Source organism: Bacillus sp. OTU2372, assembly GCF_038440275.1.
In the GTDB taxonomy this organism is placed as follows: domain Bacteria; phylum Bacillota; class Bacilli; order Bacillales; family Cytobacillaceae; genus Neobacillus; species Neobacillus bataviensis_B.
The window spans coordinates 548,168-572,452 of sequence record NZ_JASATK010000001.1; the positions used below are offsets into that span (position 1 = coordinate 548,168).

The window sequence follows — 24,285 nt, forward strand, 5'->3', positions numbered from 1 at the left end:
TCTCGTGTCTATGTTCAAGTAAGTTTATTACACCCTGATCACTGGTCAGGGTGTTTTTATTATCATTGGAAGGCGGGAATTGGATGTTACAACATTTATTAACCACGAATGAATTAAAGGTGGATGAGATTTATCAAATCTTAAGCGATGCTCACAACTTTAAAAAAGGTATGGAGTGGCATCCTGAGGGGAAAATATTCGCTGCCAACCTATTTTTTGAACCTAGTACAAGAACAAAAAGCAGCTTTGAAGTAGCTGAAAAAAGGTTAGGGCTTGATGTGATTCATTTTGAAGTGCTGACATCAAGTGTTCAAAAAGGGGAAACACTATACGATACCGTTAAAACATTAGAATCGATTGGTGTAAAAACAGTAGTGATTCGTCACGATCAGGACCGCTACTTTGATGAGTTAGTTGGAAAAGTCAATATACCAATTATTAATGGCGGTGACGGATGCGGTCATCATCCTACACAGTCACTGCTAGATTTAATGACAATACACCAAGAGTTTGGCCAATTTGCCGGGTTGAAAATTGCCATTATCGGAGACATTCGCCATAGCCGGGTGGCTCGTTCAAATGCCGATGTATTGACAAGGCTGGGCGCTGAAGTGATTTTTTCAGGTCCTGAAGATTGGTTTGATTCACGCAGTGCGGATATGTCCAAGTACAGACCGATTGACCAAGCGATCCAAGAAGCAGATGTTGTGATGCTGTTGCGTGTACAACATGAACGGCATCAACAAAAAAGCAGCTTTACGGCAAATGAGTATCACAAACAATACGGTCTTACACTAGAAAGAGAAAAGATGATGAAGCAAGACAGCATTATCATGCATCCTGCACCGGTTAATAGAAATGTAGAAATAGCTGATAGTCTAGTCGAGTGCAAGCGATCAAGGATATTCAAGCAAATGGAAAATGGTGTATACGTCAGAATGGCGGCAATCAAAAGATCAATTGAAAGTCTTGAAGGAGGAAACCAATATGAAACTACTTATTCAGAACGCGTGCTACACAGCATCTAATGGAGAAAAGATACAAGCTGATATATTAATAGAAGATGGCATAATTACAAAGATTGAAACACAAATCGACGCAATCGTGGATCGCACAATTAACGCGGAAGGTAAATTAGTTTCACCTGGATTTATCGACCTGCATGTACACCTTCGTGAACCAGGCGGCGAAAAAAAGGAAACCATCGCAACCGGAACAGCAGCAGCAGCAAGAGGCGGATTTACCACTATTGCCAACATGCCAAACACAAGACCGGTGCCTGACACCATTAGCAACATGGAGGACTTACAAAAGCGGATAAAGGATACGGCGAAGGTTAGGGTTCTGCCATATGCTTCGATTACAATCCGTCAGTTAGGTCAAGACTTAACAGATTTTGAAGGACTGAAAGCGCTGGGTGCATTTGCCTTTACGGATGACGGGGTAGGCGTGCAGTCAGCTGCGATGATGCTTGAAGCTATGCGTAAAGCAGCCGCACTTGATATGGCGATTGTTGCTCACTGTGAAGAAAACACGTTAATCAATAAAGGATCAGTCCATGATGGATCATTTGCAAAGCAACATGGATTGAATGGGATCCCATCTGTCTGTGAATCAGTTCAAATTGCCAGAGATGTGCTCTTAGCAGAAGCAGCAGATTGTCATTATCACGTCTGCCATATCAGCACAAAGGAATCAGTCCGAGTTGTCAGAGATGCTAAACGAGCAGGAATTAAGGTAACGGCAGAGGTAACACCGCATCATTTATTGTTATCTCAAGATGATATTCCAGGTCTTGATACAAACTTCAAAATGAATCCGCCGCTTCGGGATGCTGAAGACCGCAAAGCCTTAATAGAAGGGCTTTTAGACGGAACAATTGATTTCATTGCAACCGATCACGCACCACATACGGCAGAAGAGAAGCTTGAGGGAATGACACTTGCACCGTTCGGTATTGTAGGGCTAGAAACTGCATTCCCGTTACTATATACACACTTTGTTTTAAACAATATAATGACGCTCCAACATTTAATTGAGTATCTAACAGTCAAACCAGCGGAAGCGTTTGGACTGCCTTACGGAAAAATCGAAGTAGGGGCACCTGCAGATTTAGTTCTGTTGAATCTTGATGAAGAACGTGCAATTAACCCAGAAGAATTCTTATCAAAAGGAAAAAATACACCATTTGGCGGTTGGAAATGTAAGGGATGGCCTGAGATGACAATCGCTAGAGGAGAAATTGCTTGGGAAAAAGGAAGTGTATTGGCATGAAAAAACAGCTAATTTTAGAAGATGGAACTATATTTATCGGTAAAGGCTTTGGCAGTGACACGGAAACGATTGGTGAAGTCGTTTTTAATACAGGGATGACTGGTTACCAAGAAATCATTTCTGACCCATCCTATTGCGGACAGATTGTAACCCTTACCTATCCATTGATCGGGAATTACGGAATCAACCGTGACGATTTCGAATCAATCAATCCGGCTATAAAAGGTTTAATTGTGAAAGAAGCAGCGGATTTCCCTTCCAACTGGAGAAACGAATACACCTTGGATGAATACTTTGACATGAAAAAAATCCCGGGAATTGCTGGGATTGATACACGTAAATTGACGAGAATTATCCGCCAATACGGAACACTTAAAGGGGCTATCTGCAGCATTGAAAAAGATCCAAACGAGGTATTAAATCAGTTACGAAAGGCACCGTTGCAAACGAATCAAGTCAAACAAGTTTCCACAAAAAATGCTTATCCAAGTCCAGGGCGCGGCAAGCGTGTAGTCCTTGTAGATTTTGGTATGAAGCACGGAATCTTGCGTGAACTCAATCAGCGGGATTGTGACGTCGTTGTCGTCCCATACCATACAACAGCAGAAGAAATCCTCCAATTACGTCCAGACGGGATTATGCTTTCTAATGGACCTGGGGATCCAAAAGATGTTCCAGAAGCGATTGATATGCTAAAAGGTGTATTAGGCAGAGTGCCATTGTTTGGAATTTGCTTAGGTCATCAGTTATTTGCACTAGCTTGCGGAGCTAATACAGAAAAAATGAAGTTCGGTCATCGCGGTTCGAACCATCCGGTCAAAGACCTTTCAACAGGAAAGGTTGCGATTACCTCACAAAACCACGGTTATACAGTTGAAGCAGAATCGATTAAAAATACAAGTTTAGAAATTACTCACATCGCAGTAAATGATGGAACAGTCGAAGGATTAAAACATCTAGATTATCCAGCATTTACAGTTCAATACCATCCCGAAGCATCCCCAGGACCAGAAGATGCAAACGGCCTATTTAATCAATTTATTGACTTAATGGAAAAGAACAAACAGGAGGTTACAGCAAATGCCTAAACGTACAGATATCAACTCCATTTTAGTAATCGGTTCAGGACCAATTGTTATCGGGCAGGCTGCAGAATTTGACTATGCCGGTGCCCAAGCATGTATCGCTCTGAAGGAAGAAGGCTACCGTGTTATTTTAGTTAACTCCAATCCGGCCACCATCATGACGGATACAGAGATGGCAGATGCCGTTTATATTGAGCCCTTGACTGTGGAATTCGTCAGCAGAATCATACGCAAAGAACGTCCAGATGCGCTTCTTGCTACTCTTGGCGGACAAACCGGTCTTAACCTGGCTGTTGAGTTAACAAAATCCGGCGTCTTAGCTGAATGCGAAGTAGAAATTCTTGGTACGAAACTTTCAGCGATTAACCAAGCAGAGGACCGCGATCTTTTCCGCAGCCTTATGAATGAATTAAACGAACCAGTTCCAGATAGTGAAATTATCCATGAATTAGCTGAAGCGAAAGCATTCGTTGAAAAAATTGGTTTTCCAGTGATTGTTCGTCCGGCGTTTACATTAGGAGGAACAGGCGGCGGTATCTGTCATAACGACGAGGAGCTCGAGGAAATTGTCACAAGCGGACTAAAGCACAGCCCTGTAAATCAATGTTTGCTAGAAAAAAGTATCGCTGGCTTCAAGGAAATTGAATACGAAGTGATGCGAGATAAAAATGACAATGCGATTGTTGTTTGTAATATGGAAAACATCGATCCGGTCGGGGTCCATACCGGAGATTCCATCGTCGTTGCTCCAAGTCAGACATTAAGCGATCGTGAATACCAGCTGCTTCGAAATGTTTCGTTAAAAATAATCCGTGCCTTAGGAATTGAAGGTGGCTGTAATGTTCAGCTTGCTCTAGATCCAGATAGCTTTAATTACTATATTATTGAAGTAAATCCACGTGTTAGCCGTTCTTCGGCACTAGCGTCCAAAGCAACCGGTTATCCAATTGCTAAGCTTGCAGCTAAGATTGCAGTCGGTTTAACACTTGATGAAATGTTGAACCCTGTTACAGGAAAAACGTATGCAAGCTTTGAACCGGCGCTAGATTATATCGTAACCAAAATCCCGAGATGGCCGTTTGACAAATTTGAATCGGGTAACCGTTCACTTGGAACGCAAATGAAAGCAACGGGAGAGATTATGGCGATTGGCCGGACGTTTGAAGAATCCTTATTGAAAGCGATCCGATCTCTTGAGGCAGGGGTTTACCATTTCGAATTAAACGAGGCTGCAGAAATCGATGATGAATTACTCGAAAAACGGATTCGCAAAGCAGGGGACGAACGCCTCTTTTACATCGCAGAAGGGTTAAAACGTGGATTAACCATAGAGACGATTCACCAATGGAGTAAAATAGACTTATTCTTCTTAAAGAAGATGGAAGGTATCATTGAAATGGAAACAGTTCTTGCAGCCAACCCTTTTGATACTGAAATCCTCCTAGAAGCAAAACAAAAAGGCTTTACCGATAAAAAAATCGCACAGCTTTGGAATACATCCGAAAAAGAAATTTATAATACAAGAAAAAATCTCGGTATTATCCCAGTTTATAAAATGGTTGATACTTGTGCAGCCGAATTTGAATCGGCAACACCATACTACTATGGCACATATGAAGACGAAAACGAGTCAATTGTAACAGTGAAAAATAGTGTCATTGTACTAGGGTCTGGCCCAATTCGAATCGGTCAGGGAATTGAATTTGATTATGCGACCGTACACTCTGTAAAAGCCATTAAAGAAGCAGGCTATGAAGCGATAATCATTAACAACAATCCTGAAACAGTATCTACCGACTTCAGTATTTCCGACAAGCTTTACTTCGAACCACTGACAATCGAAGATGTTATGAGTATTATCAATCTAGAGAAACCAATGGGGGTAGTTGTTCAGTTTGGTGGACAAACCGCGATCAACTTGGCTGCAAAACTTGAAGAAAACGGCGTGAAAATACTTGGAACAAGCTTAGAGGACTTAGACCGTGCTGAAAATCGTGATAAATTTGAACAGGCGCTAGAAAAGTTAAACATTCCACAGCCATTAGGGAAAACGGCCATGTCAGTGGAACAAGCTCTTGTTATCGCCGGAGAAATCGGTTATCCGGTCCTTGTCCGCCCTTCTTATGTCCTTGGTGGAAGAGCTATGGAAATTGTCTACCATGAAGAAGAACTTCTTCATTATATGAAAAACGCTGTAAAAGTGAATCCAGAGCATCCAGTATTGATTGACCGTTACTTAACAGGAAAAGAAATTGAAGTTGATGCAATTTGTGACGGTACTAATGTTTTAATCCCGGGTATTATGGAACATATCGAACGAGCAGGGGTCCATTCAGGAGACTCAATTGCCGTCTATCCTCCGCAAACTCTTAGTGAAAAAGTGAAACAAACACTTGTTGAGTACACCGAGAAATTAGCGAAGGGCCTAAATATTATTGGATTACTAAACATTCAATATGTGCTCGCGGGAGATCAAGTATATGTACTAGAGGTAAACCCTAGATCGAGCCGTACCGTTCCATTCTTAAGTAAAATTACGAATATCCCAATGGCAAAAATCGCAACAAAAGCGATTCTTGGGGTATCGATTCTCGACCAAGGCTTCATCCCAGGACTAGTTACTGAGAAAGAAGGAGTATACGTCAAAGTTCCCGTTTTCTCCTTTGCTAAATTGAAGAGTGTCGATATTACGCTCGGACCTGAAATGAAGTCGACTGGAGAAGTAATGGGTAAGGATGTTACGCTCGAAAAAGCCCTATACAAAGGCTTAGTTGCTTCAGGTATGAAAATTCAGCAGTTCGGTACCGTATTGTTTACGGTAGCAGATAAGGATAAGCAGGAAGCCTTAAAACTTGCGAAACGTTTTTCTGCAAACGGCTATCGTTTAATGGCAACAAGCGGAACAGCGGCTATATTAGAAGAAGCAGGCCTTAGAGTGAAGGTTGTCGGCAAAATTGGTTCAGAAGGAAAAACTTTATTAGATGTCATTCATCATGGTGATGCACAGTTCATTATCAATACATTAACAAAAGGGAAACAGCCTGAACGTGACGGGTTTAGGATTCGCCGGGAAGCTGTTGAAAATGGAGTTCCATGCTTAACTTCACTTGACACGGCGGATGCGATCTTAAAAGTAATTGAATCAATGAACTTTTCAGCAGAACCAATGACAGCCATGAAAAAGGAGGCAGTGTTTGCATGATCCAAAAAGAGTTATGCAAAGTACTCAGCCAAAAAGAAATTGCTTCAGATATCTTTGAGCTCACCATTCATGGAGATTTGGTCAGCCAGATCAATGCACCTGGGCAGTTTGTGCATCTTAAAGTTTCAAATGGTTTAGATCCATTATTGCGCAGACCGATTAGTATATCTTCCTATGATACCGAACAAAATAGTTTGACAATGATTTACCGCAAGGAAGGGAAAGGAACCTCCATGCTTGCAGAATTACGACCAGGGATGCATGTCGATATCCTTGGTCCACTAGGTAATGGTTTTCCTGTTGAGGAAGTCAGCACAGGAGATACTGCCTTACTTGTCGGCGGCGGAATTGGCGTTCCTCCATTATATGAATTATCAAATCAGTTAGTCGCAAAAGGTGTTAAAGTCATCCATGTGCTTGGCTTCCAGACTGTATCAGCTGTCTTTTACGAAGAGGAGTTTTTGAAAAATGGGGAAACCTATGTAGCGACTGTTGATGGTTCTTATGGTAGAAAGGGCTTTGTGACGGATGTGATGAAAGAATTGCAGTTTGATTGTATCTATACATGCGGACCAACTCCAATGTTAAGAGCAATTGAGCAGAATTATCAAGATAAAAAAGTATTCTTATCGCTTGAAGAGCGGATGGGCTGCGGCATCGGTGCCTGCTTTGCTTGTGTATGTAAAAAGAAGGATGATCCAACAGGAGTTTCTTATAAAAAGGTCTGCAGTGATGGTCCTGTATTTCGAGCCGGGGAGGTATTGATATGAGTCGATTAAACATTGAATTACCAGGCTTAAACTTAAAAAACCCAATCATGCCTGCATCCGGCTGCTTTGGGTTCGGCAGAGAATACAGTCAGTTCTATGATCTGAGTGTACTAGGCGCGATTATGATTAAAGCCACAACAGTAGAACCAAGGTTCGGAAATGCAACACCACGTGTCGCAGAAACCTCTGCAGGCATGTTAAATGCAATTGGCTTGCAAAATCCAGGACTAGAAAAAGTCCTTGGCGAAGAGCTTCCTTTTTTATCTCAGTACGATGTACCAATAATTGCAAATGTAGCCGGCTCGCTTGAAGAGGATTACGTGGAAGTAGCCCGTCAAATTTCTAAGGCTCCGAATGTACATGCTCTTGAACTGAATATCTCCTGCCCTAACGTAAAAACAGGCGGGATTGCTTTTGGAACCATTCCGGAAACAGCGAAACAATTAACACATAAGGTTAAAGAGGTATCAGAGGTACCTGTATATGTGAAGCTGTCTCCCAATGTAACAAACATTGTAGAAATGGCAAAGGCCGTTGAAGCAGGTGGTGCGGATGGGTTGACCATGATTAATACCCTTGTTGGGATGAGACTTGATTTAAAAACAGGCAAACCGATTCTTGCCAATCGAACCGGTGGATTGTCCGGCCCAGCCATAAAGCCAGTGGCGATTCGGATGATTTACGAAGTCAGCCAGGCGGTTGGAATTCCAATTATCGGAATGGGCGGTGTTGAGACGGCTCAAGACGTGATCGAGTATTTTTATGCAGGGGCCAGTGCTGTTGCAGTCGGAACTGCCAATTTCGTTGACCCGTTTGTTTGTCCGACTATCATTGAGGAACTGCCAGAACTGCTTGGAAAATTAGGATTTGAACACATCAGTGAATGTACAGGAAGGAGCTGGAAGGAAGATGGACAACTCGCTTATCATCGCGCTTGATTTTCCTGGCATAAACGAAGTTAATCAATTTCTAAAGCCGTTTGCTGGCAAAGAGCTTTTTGTAAAAGTAGGGATGGAATTGTTCTACCAGGAAGGCCCCTCGATTATTCATCAGCTAAAAGAACAAGGGCACCGTATTTTCCTGGATTTAAAGCTTCATGACATTCCAAACACAGTGAAAAGTGCAATGAAGGGTCTTGCCCGTTTAGAGTGTGATTTGGTTAATGTTCATGCTGCCGGTGGAATTGATATGATGCGAGCGGCACTTGAAGGTCTAGAAGCAGGTACCCCTGCAGGACGGAAACGACCTAACTGTATCGCAGTAACGCAATTAACAAGTACGTCTGAGGAACAAATGCAAAAAGAACAACTTATTCCGGTCTCCTTAAAGGAATCGGTGCTTCATTATGCCGCTTTAACGGATCAAGCAGGCTTAGATGGTGTCGTTTGTTCAGCATGGGAAGCAGCTTTGATTAAGGAGAAAGCCGGACAATCGTTCTTGACGGTATGCCCGGGGATTCGGATGGCATCTGATCAGGTTGGGGACCAAAAACGTGTAACCACCCCTGAATCAGCACGGACAATGGGGGTAAGTGCAATTGTCGTAGGCCGCTCTATTACCCGTTCACAAGACCCGCTAACAAGTTATCAACAATGGATGGAAGCATGGAAGGGAGTAACACAATGAAAAAATTAATTGCAGAAAAATTACTAGACATCAATGCGGTTGCCTTGAAGCCCGAGGAGCCATTTACGTGGGCATCAGGACTTCGTTCCCCAATCTATTGTGATAATCGCCTAACACTATCATACCCTGAGGTAAGAAAAGCAATTGCTGCAGGACTGAAGAAGCTGATTGAAGAAAATTTTCCGGGGACGGAGGTTATTGCAGGAACTGCAACTGCAGGTATCCCTCATGCCGCATGGGTCAGCGACCTAATGGAGCTTCCTATGTGCTACGTTCGTTCAAAAGCAAAAGGTCACGGTAAAGGGAATCAGATTGAAGGAAGAGCCGAGGCAGGTCAAAAGGTAGTCGTAGTCGAAGATTTGATTTCTACTGGAGGCAGTGTGATTACCGCAGTTAATGCATTAAAAGAAGCAGGCTGTGACGTGCAGGGGGTCGTGTCCATCTTTACATACGGCCTTGAAAAAGGAAAACAAGTATTTGAAGAAGAAAATATTAAGAGTTTTTCATTAACCGATTTTTCAACCTTAATTGAAGTGGCTATTTCAAAGGGGTATGTGAGTTCGGAAAATCAAGAAAGCCTGTTATTATGGAGCAAGGACCCAGCTGTATGGAGCCAAAAGTTCGAGGAAGCAGAATCGCTGATATAATTTTTTCGCTGATAAAGTTTGGAAATCGCCGAAAAGTTACAAAATACCACTGATAAACCAATGAGGGGAGCCAAATCGTTTGATGGCTCCCCACTTTTATTTATTATTTCTTCAATTTTAAAACGATTTCCTCATCTGGAGTTACATAAACTGTTTGTTGATTATCATAAATGACGAACCCAGGCTTTGCTCCACTCGGCTTTTTTACATGACGGACTTTTGTATAGTCGACAGGCACCGATCCGGAATTACGTGCTTTACTATAATAGGCCGCTAAATTTGCAGCTTCAAGAATCGTTTCATCTGAAGGCTCCTTACTGCGGATAACTACGTGTGACCCTGGAATATCCTTTGTATGAAGCCAAATTTCATCTCGCGCTGCGAGTTTATTAGTTAGGTAATCATTTTGTTTATTATTTTTACCAACAATAATTTCTGTTCCATCAGACGCAACAAAATGATCCAGTACCGGCTTGCTATTCTGAAGTTTTTTCCCGTTCCTTTTTTGTCGTTCACGGATATATCCGCCCTCAACTAGTTCCTCTCGGATTTCTTGAAGATCTTTAGGAGAGGCTGCTTGGACCTGTTGGAGTAAATTATCAAAATAGGCTGCTTCCTCTCGGGCCTTGTCAATCTGCTCAACCACAATCGAGATGGAATTCTTCGCTTTTTGATATTTGGAAAAATACTTTTGGGCATTTTCAGATGGTGTCTTTCTAGGGTCGAGTGGAATTATAAGCATGCCGCCATTGTCATCATAATAATTAAGAACCTCGATTTCTTTCATCCCTTTTTTGGCCGCATAAAGATTAGCAGTTAACAACTCCCCGAATAGTTGAAACTTGTCTGCTTTCTCTGCTTCTGCTAATGTACGTTGGAGCTTGTCAATTTTCTTCTCATTCTTTTCTTTTTCATTGGTAATAAATCTCTCAATATCATTTCCCTGCTGTTTCACCCGGTCACGTTCTGCTTTGCCGAAATAAAATCGGTCGAGCATTTCACTAAGGGTTGAAAAAGTTTTTACTTCTCCTTTTATATGTTCAAGCGGGAATAAATAAAATAACTCTTTTCCATTAGAAGTCATGATAGAGGGAGCAATATCACCAGAGCTTATTTTTTTCATTAGTCTTACAAATGCTGCTGGCACTGTTGAACGATTGGCTAACCCGCTCTCAAATATAACTTCCCTTGCCAAAAGCGGTGAAATACCTCCGAAGTGTTCAACGAGCTGGCGGTCCAGTTTACCACCCATAAAATCTATCTTTTTTAACACATCCTCTTCAACAGCAGTAAACGGATTGACCTTATGTTGTTCTGGCGGGTTGATATAAGGCTGTCCAGGAAGAATGGCTCTATGGCTGTTTACAGCAAAAGAAACGTGCTTAATGCTATCGAGAATGATATTGCGTGTCTTATCAACTAAAACAATATTGCTATGGCGTCCCATAATTTCGATAATTAATTGTTTGTAGCTGATATCACCAATTTCATTTCGGCCTTTAATTTCAAACACAATCATCCGGTCATTATCAACCTGATACAAATCCTCTAATATATGTCCTTCAATATGCTTTCTAAGCAGCATACAGAACATCGGCGGTTCACTTGGATTATCATAGGCTTCATTGGTGAATTGGACCCTTGCGTAGCTTGGGTGAGCCGATAATAATAATTTTTTATTGACTCCGTTTGCGCGGATCGTCAGAATTACTTCATTTTTATAAGGCTGATGGACTTTGTTAATCCGTCCTCCCTTGAGGGAACGAACCAATTCATCAACCATTGCTTTTGTAAATAAACCATCAAATGACATGGAAAACATCCTTTTCTAGAAGCTATGTTTCAATTATATCCTATCTGGCTAAAATCTGTCTTAATTTACCCATCAATCACATTTTCATCTAGCATTTTTTTGGACGACCCTGAATAAGCTTTCCTTAGAGCAAGTCTATAAAAGGGGGAAGTGAGATGGTCGGATGAAATTCCATGAAATGAAGCTAGATCAAGTAGAAAAGGCTCTAGAAACCGACTTTTCTTCTGGATTATCACAGGAAGAAGTAAAGAAAAGAGTAAAACAGCACGGATTAAATGAATTAGAAGAGGGAGAAAAGCAATCGGCTTTACTCTTATTTTTCAGCCAATTTAAAGATTTTATGGTATTAGTGCTGTTAGCTGCAACCTTGATTTCAGGCTTGCTGGGCGAGTATATCGATGCCATTGCGATTATTGCGATTGTCATTATTAACGGATGTCTGGGCTTCTACCAGGAACGGAGGGCGGAAAGATCACTCCAAGCTCTAAAAGAGTTATCGGCCCCACAGGTATCCGTACTACGTGATGGACAATGGATTAAAATTCCATCAAAAGAAATTGTTATTGGCGATGTCATTAAGTTTGCAAGCGGAGATCGAATTGGTGCAGATGTCCGAATTATTGAATCGAAGAGCTTAGAAATAGAAGAATCAGCGCTGACGGGTGAGTCAGTTCCCGTTGCTAAACATATCGAACCATTAAGCAACCCAAATCCAGGCATCGGTGATATGGAAAATATCGCTTTTATGGGAACGATGATTACGAGGGGAAGCGGGTTAGGGGTTGTCATGGCAACTGGTATGAAAACAGCGATGGGCCAGATTGCCGATTTACTGCAAAATGCTGAGTCCCAGGATACACCACTGCAGCGACGACTAGAGCAGCTTGGCAAAATATTAATTACCGTGGCTTTGTTACTAACGGTTCTAGTGGTAATTGTCGGAGTATTACAGGGACATGAATTATATGAGATGTTCTTGGCAGGTGTCTCACTAGCGGTCGCAGCGATCCCAGAAGGGCTCCCGGCAATTGTGACCGTGGCTTTATCATTAGGCGTTCAAAAAATGATTAAGAAAAATGCCATTGTCAGGAAACTTCCGGCTGTTGAAACGCTGGGTTGTGCATCGGTCATTTGTTCGGACAAAACTGGAACGATGACACAAAATAAAATGACCGTTACCCATTTGTGGAGCGGTGGGAACACGTGGACGGTCGACGGGGTCGGCTACCAGCCACAAGGGAATTTTTATCGAGATGAACAAAATGTCCAGCCTAGGGATGAGAAGTCGTTACAGCAAATGCTAATTTTTGGTATGTTGTGCAACCATTCAGAACTGGCCATGAAAGATGACGATTATATCCTTGACGGAGACCCAACTGAAGGGGCATTGCTGGTTAGTGCGATGAAGGCTGGCTTTGACCGGACCAAACTATTAGAAGATTTTACAATCGTCAATGAATTCCCGTTTGACTCCACCAGGAAAATGATGAGTATTCACGTCAAAGACAAACAGGAACGGCACTTTATTGTCACCAAGGGTGCGCCGGATGTTGTGCTAGGGATCTGTGAGTCGATACTATGGGATGAGAGAACACAATACTTAAGTAAGGAAACGCAAAGCAAGGTTCAGGATGCAATTAATGGACTAGCTTCACAGGCATTAAGAACCATTGCAATAGCTTATAAGCCAATTTCGGCCGGTACCATCATCTTAAGTGACCATGAGGCAGAGAAAAAATTAACCTTAATCGGCGTCCAAGGCATGATTGATCCGCCAAGACCTGAAGTCAAAGCAGCTGTAAAAGAATGTAAAGAGGCCGGCATAAAAACAGTAATGATTACGGGAGACCACGTGATTACCGCCAAAGCAATTGCATCTCAACTTGGGATTTTGACTAAGAATAGTAAGGTGCTCGAAGGAAAAACACTAGCCGAAATGTCTGTAGAAGAACTTGAAGATGTTGTGGAAGATGTCTCAGTGTTTGCGAGGGTGTCTCCGGAACATAAGTTAAAAATCGTTAAAGCACTGCAAAATAGAGGACATATTGTTGCCATGACAGGTGATGGGGTCAATGATGCTCCTGCTATTAAGGCTGCTGATATCGGTGTCGCCATGGGGATCACAGGTACCGATGTTGCAAAAGAAGCGTCTGCACTCGTATTATTGGATGATAATTTTGCTACCATTAAAGCAGCTATTAAGGAAGGAAGAAATATTTATGAAAATATTCGTAAATTTGTCCGCTACTTGCTTGCTTCTAATGTCGGTGAGATTTTAGTCATGCTGTTTGCGATGCTATTGGCATTGCCGCTGCCACTCGTCCCAATTCAGATTCTTTGGGTGAACTTAGTGACTGACGGTCTCCCAGCGATGGCATTGGGACTGGATCAACCCGAGGAAAATGTAATGAAACGTGGTCCACGCAGTCCTAATGAGGGGGTATTCTCGCGAGGTCTTGGCTGGAAAGTTGTCTCGCGCGGATTCCTAATCGGGCTAGTTACACTTTTGGCGTTCATGATTGTGTACCATAATGATCCAAGTCAACTGCCATACGCACAGACTGTTGCATTCGCAACGCTTGTTATGGCTCAGCTGATCCATGTTTTTGATTGCCGCAGTGAAAGATCAGTCCTTTCAAGAAACCCGTTTGGGAATCAATATCTAGTTTGGGCGGTCATTTCATCTTTATTATTAATGCTAGTAGCTATTTATTATCCGCCTTTGCAGCCAATTTTTCACACACTTCCTATTGCAGCAAAAGATTGGCTGTTAATTTTAGGATTATCATCTGTACCAACTTTTTTACTAGCAGGATCATTTTTGTTAAGAAAAACAAAATAAAGTATGATATAATCCAAAAGGTGATAGAACTCATTCTATTACCTTTTGTTATTTTTAAAAAATAAAGAGCCGATCATTATCTAAGATTGGATGTGAACGTGATGGTTATTAGTATGACAGGCTTTGGCAGAGGCAAAACAGAGTCAGGGGCATTTTCGGTGAATGTCGAAATAAAAACTGTAAACCACCGATTTTCTGAAATGAATATCCGCATGCCAAGACAACTTTTAAAAATAGAAGATAAACTGAAAAAGATCTTAAGCCAGCATATTCGCCGCGGACGGGTGGAAGTGTATGTGAGTGTTGATGGTGAAGGGATTGTTTCAAGGAAGATTCAGGCGGATTGGAAGCTGATTGAAGAATATTTTGTGTTTATTAATGAAGCGAAAAGTAAATACGGGATTGAAGGGGATATTACCCTTCAGGATTTGCTCAATCGAACCGAACTTTTACATATTGAAGAAAGTGAAGCGGGTAATGAAGAAATCGAAAAGCTTGTCCTTACAGCCACTGAGGAGGCTGTGCTGCTGTTAAAGCAAATGCGGATAGCAGAAGGGGATGAATTAAAAAAAGATTTACTTGCGATCACTGCCCAAATTGAAACAAATGTAACAGAGCTTCAGAAATTTGCTCCCCTCGTTGTTCAAGCCTTTAAGGAGCGTTTGACCAAGAGAATGCAAGAGTTTGTTAATGGACAATTAGATGAAACGAGAATTTTAACAGAGATAGCAGTTTTTGCTGACAAAGCAGATATTAATGAAGAAATTACTCGGTTAAGAAGCCATATTCAGCAATTCTTGCAAACCTTAAATGAGTACGAGCCAATTGGCAGGAAGCTGGACTTTCTTGTTCAGGAAATGAACAGAGAGGCCAATACTATTGGCTCAAAAGCAAATGATTCTAATATTGCTAAAAAAGTCGTTGAAATCAAAAGTTTACTTGAAAAGCTGAAGGAACAGGTTCAGAATATCGAATAGGATTTGTTTAGAAACTGTTTAACACGGTCAAAATATATTATTAATGATTGGATGAGTAGCCATGTCGATTAAATTAATCAATATTGGATTTGGTAATATCGTTTCTGCCAATCGCATTATTTCCATTGTCAGCCCGGAATCTGCGCCAATTAAACGAATAATTCAAGATGCCAGGGATCGGGGATCGTTAATTGACGCTACATATGGCAGACGGACACGTGCTGTTATTGTAATGGATAGTGACCATGTCATTCTTTCAGCTGTACAGCCGGAGACGGTTGCCAATCGCTTAACTGACCGTGATGATATTATTGATGAAGGGTAGGATTTGCATAATATGCAGGAAAAAGGGTTGCTGATTGTATTGTCTGGACCATCCGGTGTTGGGAAAGGAACTGTCCGAAAAGAGATCTTTTCACATCCAGATACTGATTTTGAATATTCCATTTCGATGACCACCCGTCTTCCACGTGAAGGGGAAGTCAACGGGGTAGATTATTTTTTTAAAACACGTGAGGAATTTGAACAGTTAATTGAGCAAGGTAAGTTATTGGAGTATGCCGAATTTGTTGGCAACTATTATGGAACGCCTGTAGATTATGTTCGTCAAACATTAGATTCTGGAAAAGATGTTTTCTTAGAAATCGAAGTGAAGGGTGCCCGTCAGGTACGCGAGAAGTTTCCAGAGGGATTATTTATTTTCCTCATGCCGCCAAGCTTAACTGAACTCAAGAACAGAATTGTTACGAGAGGAACCGAGACGGAGGATATCATTCATAATCGGATGTTAACTGCACGTGAGGAAATCGAAATGATGGAATTATATGATTATGTAGTGGAAAATGATCAGGTGGAGCTTGCCTGCAAACGTGTGAAAGCCATTGTAACGGCAGAGCACTGCCGTAGAGAAAGAGTCGAATATCGCTATAAAAAACTGCTGGAGGTTGAATAATATGTTATATCCGTCTATTGACTCCTTATTAGAAAAAATTGATTCGAAATATTCACTTGTATCTGTTGCTGCTAAGCGTGCCCGCGTCATGTCTCAGGTAAAAGATGAAAGACTTCCTAAATATGTTTCTTATAAATATGTAGGAAAAGCATTAGAGGAAATTTATAGTGGTGAACTAACCTATCGGATTTCAAAAAAGGCAGAATCCGCTACTGATTAATGATACGGCCCAAAGTCACAATATAAAATGAAAGAAGGTCTGACAAAAGGGAAATCACCTGTATGTCAGCCTTTTTATTTTGCTTTAAGTGTATTGCGCGATTTTTCATGAGGAAATAGATGAAAAAAAGAATTTTTTCTAGCATAATAAAAGTAAAAAGTAATGGATAAGAGTGGGGGCTTAAAAAATGAGTAAGGAACAGAACATCCTATTATGTGTCACAGGAGGAATCGCTGTTTATAAAGCTGCAGCGCTTACTAGTAAGCTTGTACAAGCAGGGTTTAACGTTAAGGTAATCTTAAGTGAATCAGCGGAAAAATTTGTTACCTCCTTAACCTTTCAGGCCTTATCGCGAAATGATGTGTTTACCGACACATTTGATGAGAAAAATCCACAAGTGATTGCTCATATTGATTTAGCAGATTGGGCTGATTTAATTCTGGTTGCCCCAGCTACAGCTAATACAATTGGGAAATTAGCCTGTGGAATCGCCGATAATATGATTACCACCACATTGCTTGCAGCCACCGTACCTGTGTGGATTGCCCCTGCTATGAATGTACATATGTATGACCACCCAGCTGTAAAAAAGAACCTTGCTGTATTAGCAGAGTTTGGCTGTCAATTTATTGAGCCTAGTGAAGGATACCTTGCCTGCGGTTATGTTGGAAAAGGCCGCCTTGAAGAACCCGAAAAAATTGTCATGTTAATTCAAAACTATTTCAATCATCTAGAAAATAAAAATTTAAAGGGAAAAACCGTTATTATTACAGCTGGGCCTACCCGCGAAAAAATTGATCCAGTTCGATTTATTTCCAATCATTCATCAGGCAAGATGGGGTACGCTTTAGCTGAAGAGTCAGTTAAACAAGGTGCCCGAGTCATATTGGTTTCAGGTCCTGTTTCACTATCCGCTCCTCAAGGGGTAGAACTTGTAAAGGTTGAAAGTGCAGAGGATATGTACCAAGCGGTCTTGAAATACTTCGAAACAGCGGATGTGGTCATAAAGACGGCAGCGGTGGCCGATTACCGTCCGAAGGTTACTTTTGACCATAAGGTGAAAAAGCAGGCAGGCGACACAAACATTGAGTTGGAAAGAACAAATGATATCCTTTTTGAACTAGGACAGCGAAAAACAAATCAACTTCTAGTTGGTTTTGCAGCAGAGACGGATCATCTTGAAGAATATGCGAAAAAAAAATTACTCAATAAAAATGCAGATATGATTGTCGCGAACAATGTAAAGACGGAAGGTGCTGGCTTTGGCACCGATACAAACATTGTCACTCTTTTTAAACGGTACGGGGAGGTCATCAGCTTGCCGCTGATGTCAAAAAACGAAGTTGCCGTAAAAATTATTGAAGAAATTACTTCGCTATTGAAGGATATGAAAACACATGGAAATAGCTAGTGTAATAGTCGATGTACCGACAAAACAAACGGACCGGGCTTTCGATTATTTAATTCCTGAACAGTGGAGGGGAACCATTCAGTCAGGGATGAGGGTCATTGTCCCATTTGGTCCTAGACATATCCAGGGTTTTGTAGTGGGGTTAAAAACAGAATCAGAAGTGAAAAAGCTCAGAGAGATTATTGAGCCGATGGATTTAAAGCCTGTCTTGAATCAGGAGTTATTAGAACTTGGTAACTGGTTGACTGAAAACACACTTTGTTTTAAAATTTTTGCCTTTCAGGTAATGCTGCCGGCAGCATTAAAAGCAAAATATGAAAAAAAAGTCAGGCTTGCAAACAGGAGGGCTGCCATTGAATTACCCTCAAAGTTGCAGGCCTTCTTTGAGAATGACGGCGAACTCGACTGGGAAGAAGCATTAAAAATGGGGATTGGTCCTATGTTGCAGCGTGAGGCTGCAAACGGCCATTTAGAAGTCGTATATGTTGTAAAAGAACGTGTAAGGAAAAAACACCGGAAGTTTGTTCGGCCAACTGTCAGCCAGAACGATTTAAAAGAAGCACTCCAATCCATCCCGTCCAAAGCAGAAAAGCAACGGCAAGTTTTGCAGTATTTTCTGAGGCATTTTGATGAGGTGGAATTAAAAACCTTGATTGATGAGCTAAAAACTTCAGGGTCGACGATAAAAGCCCTTGTAGAAAGAAGATTATTGGCAGAGTTTGATAAAGAAGTATACAGAGATCCTTTTGAACATCGAAAATTTGAGCGGACTAAGCCGCTTCCGTTAACAGATGCGCAAGTGCAGGCGATTGGGCCGATTCTTCAATCAATTGAACAGGGTCATCATGAGGTGTTTTTGCTTTATGGTGTTACGGGGAGCGGCAAAACAGAAATTTACTTACAGTCCATTCAGGAAGTGATCGAAAAAGGTCAAGAAGCGATTGTTCTGGTACCGGAAATTGCTCTCACTCCGCAAATGGTCCATCGATTTAAAGGAAGATTTGGTGATTTAGTAGCCGTTTTACACAGCGGTTTATCGGCAGGGGAAAAATATGATGAATGGCGCAAGATCCAACGTAAGGAAGTAAAAGTTGTGGTCGGGGCTCGGTCAGCTATTTTTGCACCCTTTGAGAACATTGGCATTATTATTATTGATGAAGAGCACGAAACCAGTTATAAGCAGGAAGAAATGCCGCGTTATCACGCCAGGGATGTAGCGATTGAAAGAGCTAAGACATATAATTGTCCAGTTGTGCTTGGAAGTGCTACCCCTTCGCTTGAGTCCTTTGCAAGAGCACAGAAGAAGGTATATCAACTTTTATCTTTACCTAACCGAATGAACAATCAGGAACTTCCTGCTGTCGAAATTATTGATATGCGTGAAGAACTTCGTGACGGCAATCGGTCCATGTTCTCCAGGAAGCTTTTTGAAATGCTTCAGGATCGGCTCGAAAAGAAACAGCAATCTGTTTTATTTTTAAATAAGCGGGGACATTCCTCATTTGTGATGTGCAGAGACTGTGGTTATGTGGTAAACTGTCCAAATTGCGATATTTCCCTTACTTATCACCGCGTGAATGAACAGATGAAATGCCATTATTGCGGTTATGAAAGCTATGTGCCGAAGAATTGTCCTGAATGTAATAGTGAATACATCCGTTATTTTGGCACAGGAACACAAAAAGTGGAAGAAGAATTAGGGAAGATTCTCCCCGAGGCAAGGGTCATTCGGATGGATGTTGATACGACAGGACGAAAAGGGGCGCATGAAAGGCTTCTCAGTGATTTTAAAGATGGAAAAGCCGATATTTTACTAGGGACTCAAATGATTGCAAAAGGCCTGGATTTTCCAAACATCACCTTAGTTGGCGTCCTTTCAGCAGATACGATGCTCCATTTACCGGATTTCCGAGCTTCAGAAAAAACGTTTCAATTATTAACACAAGTCAGCGGCCGGGCTGGAAGACATCAACTGCCAGGTGAAGTCGTTATTCAAACCTATACACCGGAGCACTATAGTATTGAGCTTGCCGGTCGTCAAGACTTTGATTTATTTTATCAGCGGGAAATGTTAATTCGCAAGCTGCATCATTATCCCCCATTCTATTATCTAGCCCTAATTACGGTAAGTCATGAAAACCTGATCAACGTCGTATCGGCAACAGAGAAAATGGTCAACTACGTGCGCTCACAAGTTTCAGATAAAGCTGTTGTTTTAGGGCCAGCAGCCTCATCCATCCCTAGGATAAATAATAGATATCGCTATCAATGTTTGATAAAATACAAACGGGAACCGAACCTCACTCAAACCCTTAAAACGATTCTTGATCAATATCAAAAGGATACGAAAAGCGGTTTGCAGGTTTCAATCGATGCAAATCCTGTAATTTTAATGTAGGCTTAACTTAAATTACATTTGGAAAAAGGTTATGTTTTTCGATTTTGGGTGAAAATGATAAGAAAAGCGGAGGCGCTTTGACGCTGCTTGAGGACATTTCTCGAAAATTAATAATATAAAATATACAGCTAAAAGCTTGGGCATATTGGAGGAACAAAATTGGCAATTAGAAAAATAGTGATTCACCCTGCTGATATACTAGAGAAATCTTGCAAAGCAGTAGTGAGTTTTGATAAAAAATTAGCACGTATCTTAGATGATATGTATGATACGATGATTGAATTTGATGGGGTTGGACTTGCTGCCCCGCAAATTGGACTTGACGCCAGGATAGCGATTGTGGATATAGATGATGAACACGGCACGATTGAAATGATTAACCCGCGCGTTATTGAAACATCAGGAGAACAAACGGACCCGGAAGGCTGTCTCAGCTTTCCCGGGCTATATGGCGAGGTTACACGGCCTAATTATGTGAAGATTGGAGCTTTTGACCGAAAAGGAAGAGAGTATACGCTTGAGGCCGAAGGTTTCTTAGCCAGAGCAGTTCAACATGAGATCGACCATCTTGACGGTATTCTATTTACCACAAAAGTTTCAAGATATCTTGAGGATGAAGAGTTAAAAGGAGTAGAAAGTGAATGACCAAAATTGTTTTTATGGGTACCCCGGATTTTTCAGTGCCTGTTTTACAGCAAATCATTAAAGATGGATATGAGGTGATAGGTGTAGTAACCCAGCCTGATCGGCCAGTAGGGCGAAAGAAAGTGTTAACTCCTCCCCCTGTAAAGGTTGAGGCAGTCAAACACGGTATCCCAGTCTATCAACCAGAAAAGATCCGCCAAGAAGAGGAGCTTGCCAAAATTTTAGCATTAAAACCAGATTTAATTATAACAGCTGCTTTTGGGCAAATTTTACCTAAGAAGCTGTTAGATGCTCCAAAATTCGGCTGCATCAATGTTCATGCTTCCTTGTTACCTGAACTTCGCGGCGGTGCACCAATACATTACGCGATCATTCAAGGAAAAAAGAAAACGGGTGTCACCATTATGTATATGGTCGAAAAATTAGATGCTGGTGATATCTTAACTAGCGTAGAAGTACCGATTAGTGAAAATGATAATGTTGGTACACTTTTTGAAAAGTTAAGTACAGCTGGGGCTGAACTGTTATCGGAAACTCTGCCTCTTTTATTGGCAGGTCGTCTTACCCCCAAGCCCCAAAATGAGGCAGAAGCTACATTTGCCACTAACATTAAACGGGAACAGGAAAAGATTGATTGGGAGAAAGCGGGAGAGGAAATTTATAACCATATCCGCGGGTTAAACCCATGGCCAGTTGCGTTTACGACCATGGAGGGTCAGGTTTTAAAGATTTGGCAGTCCAAAAAAGTCTCTGGTTTAAAGGGGGAAGCCGGGACGATTTTAAAAATAGAATCAGATGGCTTCACGGTTGGAACTGGAAATGAAACAGCAATTAAAATTATTGAATTACAGCCTTCAGGTAAAACCAAAATGCAAAGTGAACAATTTTTAAGAGGTGCTGGTTCAAAAATTACATTGGGCAGTAAGCTAGGAGAATAAGATGACCTCTATAAAAAAAAATGTACGTGCAATCGCAATGGATCTTTTAGTGACTATTGAGAAAAACCAATCCTATAGCAATTTACTTCTTAACAGCACAATTGAAAAAAACCAATTGTCCGCAGTAGATGTCGGATTATTAACAGAACTAACGTATGGAACATTGCAAAGACGAATGGCCCTAGAATTCTACTTACATCCTTTCATCAAAGACAATAAAAAATTAGCCAATTGGATCCATCATCTACTTAGATTAACGCTATATCAAATGGTTTATCTCGATCGGATACCAGATCGGGCTGCTATTTTTGAAGCCGTAGAAATTGCCAAAGAACGCGGGCATAAAGGGATTGCCAGTTTGGTGAATGGCGTGCTAAGAAATATCCAGCGGCAGGGGCTCCCATCCTTAAATGATGTGGCCGACCCAATCGAAAGATTAGCACTTGAAACCAGCCACCCGGTATGGCTTGTTACAAGATGGGTTAACCAATTTGGGTATGATAAAACGAAAGAAATGTGTGAAATTAATTTAACTGCACCAATGCAAACGGCGAGAGTTAATCTTACCAAAATTTCTAGAGATGAATGTGTTTCCCTATTAGAAGAGGATGGATTTCAAATTGAGAAAAGTCCAATTATCCCAGAAGCAATCAGGTCATTAAAAGGGAATTTAGCTTCGACGATATCCTTTAATTATGGAATGTTCACCATCCAAGACGAAAGTTCAATGCTGGCTGCTTATGCATTGGGTGCAATGGAAGATGAATATATTCTCGATGCATGTGCAGCGCCGGGCGGGAAAAGTACCCATATTGCTGAAAAAATGAATAATACGGGTGAAGTGATATCGGTTGACCTTCATCAGCACAAAGTAAGATTAATAAATGATAATGCCAAGCGATTAGGGTTATCAAATATCATTACAAGTGTTGCAGATTCTAGACATTTACAGGAAAAGTTCAAGTTTGAATCATTCGACCGAATACTTCTCGATGCGCCTTGTTCCGGACTTGGGGTAATGAGAAGAAAGCCTGACATGAAATATACCAAAACTGAACAAGACATTGAACGTTTAAGCAACATCCAGCAAAACCTATTAGAGTCGGTTACCCCGCTCCTAAAAAAAGGCGGTATTCTTGTCTATAGTACTTGTACAGTAGATAAAGCGGAAAATGAACATACAGTTAAGGCATTTTTAGAGAATCATCCGGAGTTCGAGGGTGATACCACTTTTAAAAGCAGGATGCCAGAAGCAATTCAACCATTAATTACAGGTTTTGATTTGCAAATTTTCCCTCAGGATATAGGATCCGATGGGTTTTATATTGCCGTTTTAAGAAAATCGTAAGAGCCTTGGCGCTCGAGCCAGACAATAGAAAGTAGGTGTAACAGTTGGAACAATTAAATACAACTGAGACAAAAACAACAATGGACATTAAGAAAAAGTCAATCTACTCCCTTCAGCTGGAAGAATTAAAAAACTGGCTGTCAGAGAATAGTGAAAAGTCATTCCGTGCCGAGCAAATTTTCGATTGGCTCTATAAAAAAAGAATTACCTCTTTTGAAGATATGAACAATTTATCAAAGGGCCTGCGGGAAAAGCTAGATGAACATTTTCAGATTACCACATTGAATACGATTATCCAGCAAACTTCTGCAGATGGAACTATTAAATTCTTATTTGAGCTTCATGATGGCTACTCAATTGAAACGGTGCTTATGAGACATGATTATGGGAATTCAGTTTGCGTCACCACACAGGTAGGCTGCCGAATTGGCTGTACCTTCTGTGCCTCGACTCTCGGTGGGTTAAAAAGACACCTAGAAGCAGGAGAAATTGTTGCTCAAGTTGTCAAGGTACAACAAGCTTTGGATGAAACTGATGAGCGGGTAGACTCTGTGGTCATCATGGGGATAGGCGAGCCGTTTGATAATTACGACAACATGTTAGCCTTTTTAAAAATTATCAATCACGATAAATCATTGAATATTGGAGCGCGCCATATTACCGTTTCGACCAGTGGAATCGTTCCAAAAATCTATCAATTTGCAGATGAAAATACGCAAATTAATTTTGCCATTTCACTTCATGCACCAAATACCGAACTCCGTTCTAGATTAATGCCAATTAATAAGGCATATAAACTTGATGACTTAATGAAAGCAGTACGGTATTATATCGATAAGACAGGTCGACGTATTAGTTTTGAATACGGCCTTTTTGGTGGTGTAAATGATTCAACAGAACACGCTGAAGAATTAGCAGCCCTCTTAAAAGGGCTAAAATGTCACGTAAATTTAATCCCTGTTAACTATGTACCAGAAAGGGATTATGTTCGTACACCAAGGGATAAAATTTTTGCTTTTGAAAAAACATTGAAAAACTTAGGTGTTAATGTAACTATCCGTCGAGAGCAGGGGTCAGATATTGCTGCAGCATGTGGACAACTTCGTGCAAAGGAGCGGAAGGAAGAGACGAGGTGAA

20 protein-coding genes are annotated in these 24,285 nt (G+C 41.2%); 19 read left to right on the plus strand and 1 reads right to left on the minus strand.

Annotated features, from left to right (window positions below; translation table 11 throughout):
- Positions 1 to 83 precede the first annotated feature (83 nt).
- From AAHB15_RS02695 to pyrE, 8 genes are read left to right on the plus strand one after another with little or no spacing between them, the layout of a single operon-like run.
- Positions 84 to 1,028, plus strand: a complete 945-nt coding sequence (locus AAHB15_RS02695) for an aspartate carbamoyltransferase catalytic subunit (RefSeq protein WP_335571647.1) — start codon at positions 84 to 86, stop codon at positions 1,026 to 1,028.
- The gene (locus tag AAHB15_RS02700) at positions 988 to 2,274 is read left to right on the plus strand and encodes a dihydroorotase (RefSeq protein ID WP_335571648.1); all 1,287 of its coding nucleotides are present in this window, start codon (positions 988 to 990) and stop codon (positions 2,272 to 2,274) included. Before AAHB15_RS02695 ends, AAHB15_RS02700 begins: the two co-directional genes overlap by 41 nt.
- A complete protein-coding gene (locus tag AAHB15_RS02705) occupies positions 2,271 to 3,362 on the plus strand; it encodes a carbamoyl phosphate synthase small subunit (protein WP_335571649.1) in 1,092 nt (363 codons plus the stop codon). Before AAHB15_RS02700 ends, AAHB15_RS02705 begins: the two co-directional genes overlap by 4 nt.
- Positions 3,355 to 6,561, plus strand: coding sequence for a carbamoyl-phosphate synthase large subunit (carB, locus tag AAHB15_RS02710; RefSeq protein WP_342041703.1), 3,207 nt, complete (start codon positions 3,355 to 3,357; stop codon positions 6,559 to 6,561). Before AAHB15_RS02705 ends, carB begins: the two co-directional genes overlap by 8 nt.
- Positions 6,558 to 7,331, plus strand: coding sequence for a dihydroorotate dehydrogenase electron transfer subunit (locus AAHB15_RS02715; RefSeq protein WP_335571651.1), 774 nt, complete (start codon positions 6,558 to 6,560; stop codon positions 7,329 to 7,331). The genes carB and AAHB15_RS02715 overlap by 4 nt, the downstream gene beginning before the upstream one ends.
- On the plus strand, positions 7,328 to 8,269 hold the full coding sequence (locus AAHB15_RS02720; RefSeq protein WP_342041704.1) for a dihydroorotate dehydrogenase: 942 nt from the start codon (positions 7,328 to 7,330) through the stop codon (positions 8,267 to 8,269). Before AAHB15_RS02715 ends, AAHB15_RS02720 begins: the two co-directional genes overlap by 4 nt.
- Positions 8,241 to 8,957, plus strand: a complete 717-nt coding sequence (pyrF, locus tag AAHB15_RS02725) for an orotidine-5'-phosphate decarboxylase (RefSeq protein ID WP_335571653.1) — start codon at positions 8,241 to 8,243, stop codon at positions 8,955 to 8,957. The genes AAHB15_RS02720 and pyrF overlap by 29 nt, the downstream gene beginning before the upstream one ends.
- A complete protein-coding gene (gene pyrE / locus AAHB15_RS02730; RefSeq protein ID WP_335571654.1) occupies positions 8,954 to 9,604 on the plus strand; it encodes an orotate phosphoribosyltransferase in 651 nt (216 codons plus the stop codon). Before pyrF ends, pyrE begins: the two co-directional genes overlap by 4 nt.
- A 103-nt stretch (positions 9,605 to 9,707) precedes the next feature.
- On the opposite strand, the gene AAHB15_RS02735 is transcribed toward pyrE, so the two are convergent.
- Positions 9,708 to 11,417 (minus strand): Rqc2 family fibronectin-binding protein, encoded by a 1,710-nt coding sequence (locus AAHB15_RS02735; RefSeq protein ID WP_342041705.1) that lies wholly within the window; start codon positions 11,415 to 11,417, stop codon positions 9,708 to 9,710.
- 163 nt (positions 11,418 to 11,580) lie between these two features.
- Between AAHB15_RS02735 and AAHB15_RS02740 the strand changes: the two genes are divergently transcribed.
- From AAHB15_RS02740 to rlmN, 11 genes are all read left to right on the plus strand, one after another.
- Positions 11,581 to 14,259 (plus strand): calcium-translocating P-type ATPase, SERCA-type, encoded by a 2,679-nt coding sequence (locus tag AAHB15_RS02740; protein WP_342041706.1) that lies wholly within the window; start codon positions 11,581 to 11,583, stop codon positions 14,257 to 14,259.
- 101 nt (positions 14,260 to 14,360) lie between these two features.
- Entirely contained in the window at positions 14,361 to 15,236 is an 876-nt protein-coding gene (locus AAHB15_RS02745; protein ID WP_335571657.1) for a YicC/YloC family endoribonuclease, read from the plus strand.
- A 61-nt stretch (positions 15,237 to 15,297) separates the two neighbouring features.
- Entirely contained in the window at positions 15,298 to 15,561 is a 264-nt protein-coding gene (gene remA, locus AAHB15_RS02750; RefSeq protein WP_098528797.1) for an extracellular matrix/biofilm regulator RemA, read from the plus strand.
- 12 nt (positions 15,562 to 15,573) lie between these two features.
- A complete protein-coding gene (gene gmk, locus AAHB15_RS02755) occupies positions 15,574 to 16,188 on the plus strand; it encodes a guanylate kinase (protein WP_098528795.1) in 615 nt (204 codons plus the stop codon).
- A 1-nt stretch (position 16,189) separates the two neighbouring features.
- Positions 16,190 to 16,408, plus strand: a complete 219-nt coding sequence (rpoZ, locus tag AAHB15_RS02760) for a DNA-directed RNA polymerase subunit omega (RefSeq protein WP_098528793.1) — start codon at positions 16,190 to 16,192, stop codon at positions 16,406 to 16,408.
- A 187-nt stretch (positions 16,409 to 16,595) separates the two neighbouring features.
- Positions 16,596 to 17,819: a bifunctional phosphopantothenoylcysteine decarboxylase/phosphopantothenate--cysteine ligase CoaBC gene (gene coaBC / locus AAHB15_RS02765; protein WP_335571658.1), complete on the plus strand. Its 1,224-nt coding sequence runs from the start codon at positions 16,596 to 16,598 to the stop codon at positions 17,817 to 17,819.
- Positions 17,806 to 20,217 (plus strand): primosomal protein N', encoded by a 2,412-nt coding sequence (gene priA / locus AAHB15_RS02770; RefSeq protein ID WP_342041707.1) that lies wholly within the window; start codon positions 17,806 to 17,808, stop codon positions 20,215 to 20,217. The genes coaBC and priA overlap by 14 nt, the downstream gene beginning before the upstream one ends.
- A gap of 159 nt (positions 20,218 to 20,376) precedes the next feature.
- Positions 20,377 to 20,862 carry a peptide deformylase gene (gene def, locus AAHB15_RS02775; RefSeq protein ID WP_144562530.1) on the plus strand — a complete coding sequence of 162 codons (486 nt, stop codon included), beginning with the start codon at positions 20,377 to 20,379 and terminating at the stop codon, positions 20,860 to 20,862.
- The gene (gene fmt, locus AAHB15_RS02780) at positions 20,859 to 21,800 is read left to right on the plus strand and encodes a methionyl-tRNA formyltransferase (protein ID WP_335571660.1); all 942 of its coding nucleotides are present in this window, start codon (positions 20,859 to 20,861) and stop codon (positions 21,798 to 21,800) included. Before def ends, fmt begins: the two co-directional genes overlap by 4 nt.
- Before the next feature lies 1 nt (position 21,801).
- Positions 21,802 to 23,148, plus strand: coding sequence for a 16S rRNA (cytosine(967)-C(5))-methyltransferase RsmB (gene rsmB / locus AAHB15_RS02785; RefSeq protein ID WP_342041708.1), 1,347 nt, complete (start codon positions 21,802 to 21,804; stop codon positions 23,146 to 23,148).
- A 44-nt stretch (positions 23,149 to 23,192) separates the two neighbouring features.
- Positions 23,193 to 24,284 (plus strand): 23S rRNA (adenine(2503)-C(2))-methyltransferase RlmN, encoded by a 1,092-nt coding sequence (rlmN, locus tag AAHB15_RS02790; protein ID WP_335571661.1) that lies wholly within the window; start codon positions 23,193 to 23,195, stop codon positions 24,282 to 24,284.
- Position 24,285: the final 1 nt, after the last annotated feature.

What these genes read in the sequence shown, in the direction of transcription:
- AAHB15_RS02695 (WP_335571647.1), top strand. Translation starts at nt 84, where the DNA reads ATGTTACAACATTTATTAACCACGAATGAATTAAAGGTGGATGAGATT.
- AAHB15_RS02700 (WP_335571648.1), top strand. Translation starts at nt 988, where the DNA reads ATGAAACTACTTATTCAGAACGCGTGCTACACAGCATCTAATGGAGAA.
- AAHB15_RS02705 (WP_335571649.1), top strand. Translation starts at nt 2,271, where the DNA reads ATGAAAAAACAGCTAATTTTAGAAGATGGAACTATATTTATCGGTAAA.
- carB (WP_342041703.1), top strand. Translation starts at nt 3,355, where the DNA reads ATGCCTAAACGTACAGATATCAACTCCATTTTAGTAATCGGTTCAGGA.
- AAHB15_RS02715 (WP_335571651.1), top strand. Translation starts at nt 6,558, where the DNA reads ATGATCCAAAAAGAGTTATGCAAAGTACTCAGCCAAAAAGAAATTGCT.
- AAHB15_RS02720 (WP_342041704.1), top strand. Translation starts at nt 7,328, where the DNA reads ATGAGTCGATTAAACATTGAATTACCAGGCTTAAACTTAAAAAACCCA.
- pyrF (WP_335571653.1), top strand. Translation starts at nt 8,241, where the DNA reads ATGGACAACTCGCTTATCATCGCGCTTGATTTTCCTGGCATAAACGAA.
- pyrE (WP_335571654.1), top strand. Translation starts at nt 8,954, where the DNA reads ATGAAAAAATTAATTGCAGAAAAATTACTAGACATCAATGCGGTTGCC.
- AAHB15_RS02735 (WP_342041705.1), bottom strand. Translation starts at nt 11,417, where the DNA reads ATGTCATTTGATGGTTTATTTACAAAAGCAATGGTTGATGAATTGGTT.
- AAHB15_RS02740 (WP_342041706.1), top strand. Translation starts at nt 11,581, where the DNA reads ATGAAATTCCATGAAATGAAGCTAGATCAAGTAGAAAAGGCTCTAGAA.
- AAHB15_RS02745 (WP_335571657.1), top strand. Translation starts at nt 14,361, where the DNA reads ATGGTTATTAGTATGACAGGCTTTGGCAGAGGCAAAACAGAGTCAGGG.
- remA (WP_098528797.1), top strand. Translation starts at nt 15,298, where the DNA reads ATGTCGATTAAATTAATCAATATTGGATTTGGTAATATCGTTTCTGCC.
- gmk (WP_098528795.1), top strand. Translation starts at nt 15,574, where the DNA reads ATGCAGGAAAAAGGGTTGCTGATTGTATTGTCTGGACCATCCGGTGTT.
- rpoZ (WP_098528793.1), top strand. Translation starts at nt 16,190, where the DNA reads ATGTTATATCCGTCTATTGACTCCTTATTAGAAAAAATTGATTCGAAA.
- coaBC (WP_335571658.1), top strand. Translation starts at nt 16,596, where the DNA reads ATGAGTAAGGAACAGAACATCCTATTATGTGTCACAGGAGGAATCGCT.
- priA (WP_342041707.1), top strand. Translation starts at nt 17,806, where the DNA reads ATGGAAATAGCTAGTGTAATAGTCGATGTACCGACAAAACAAACGGAC.
- fmt (WP_335571660.1), top strand. Translation starts at nt 20,859, where the DNA reads ATGACCAAAATTGTTTTTATGGGTACCCCGGATTTTTCAGTGCCTGTT.
- rsmB (WP_342041708.1), top strand. Translation starts at nt 21,802, where the DNA reads ATGACCTCTATAAAAAAAAATGTACGTGCAATCGCAATGGATCTTTTA.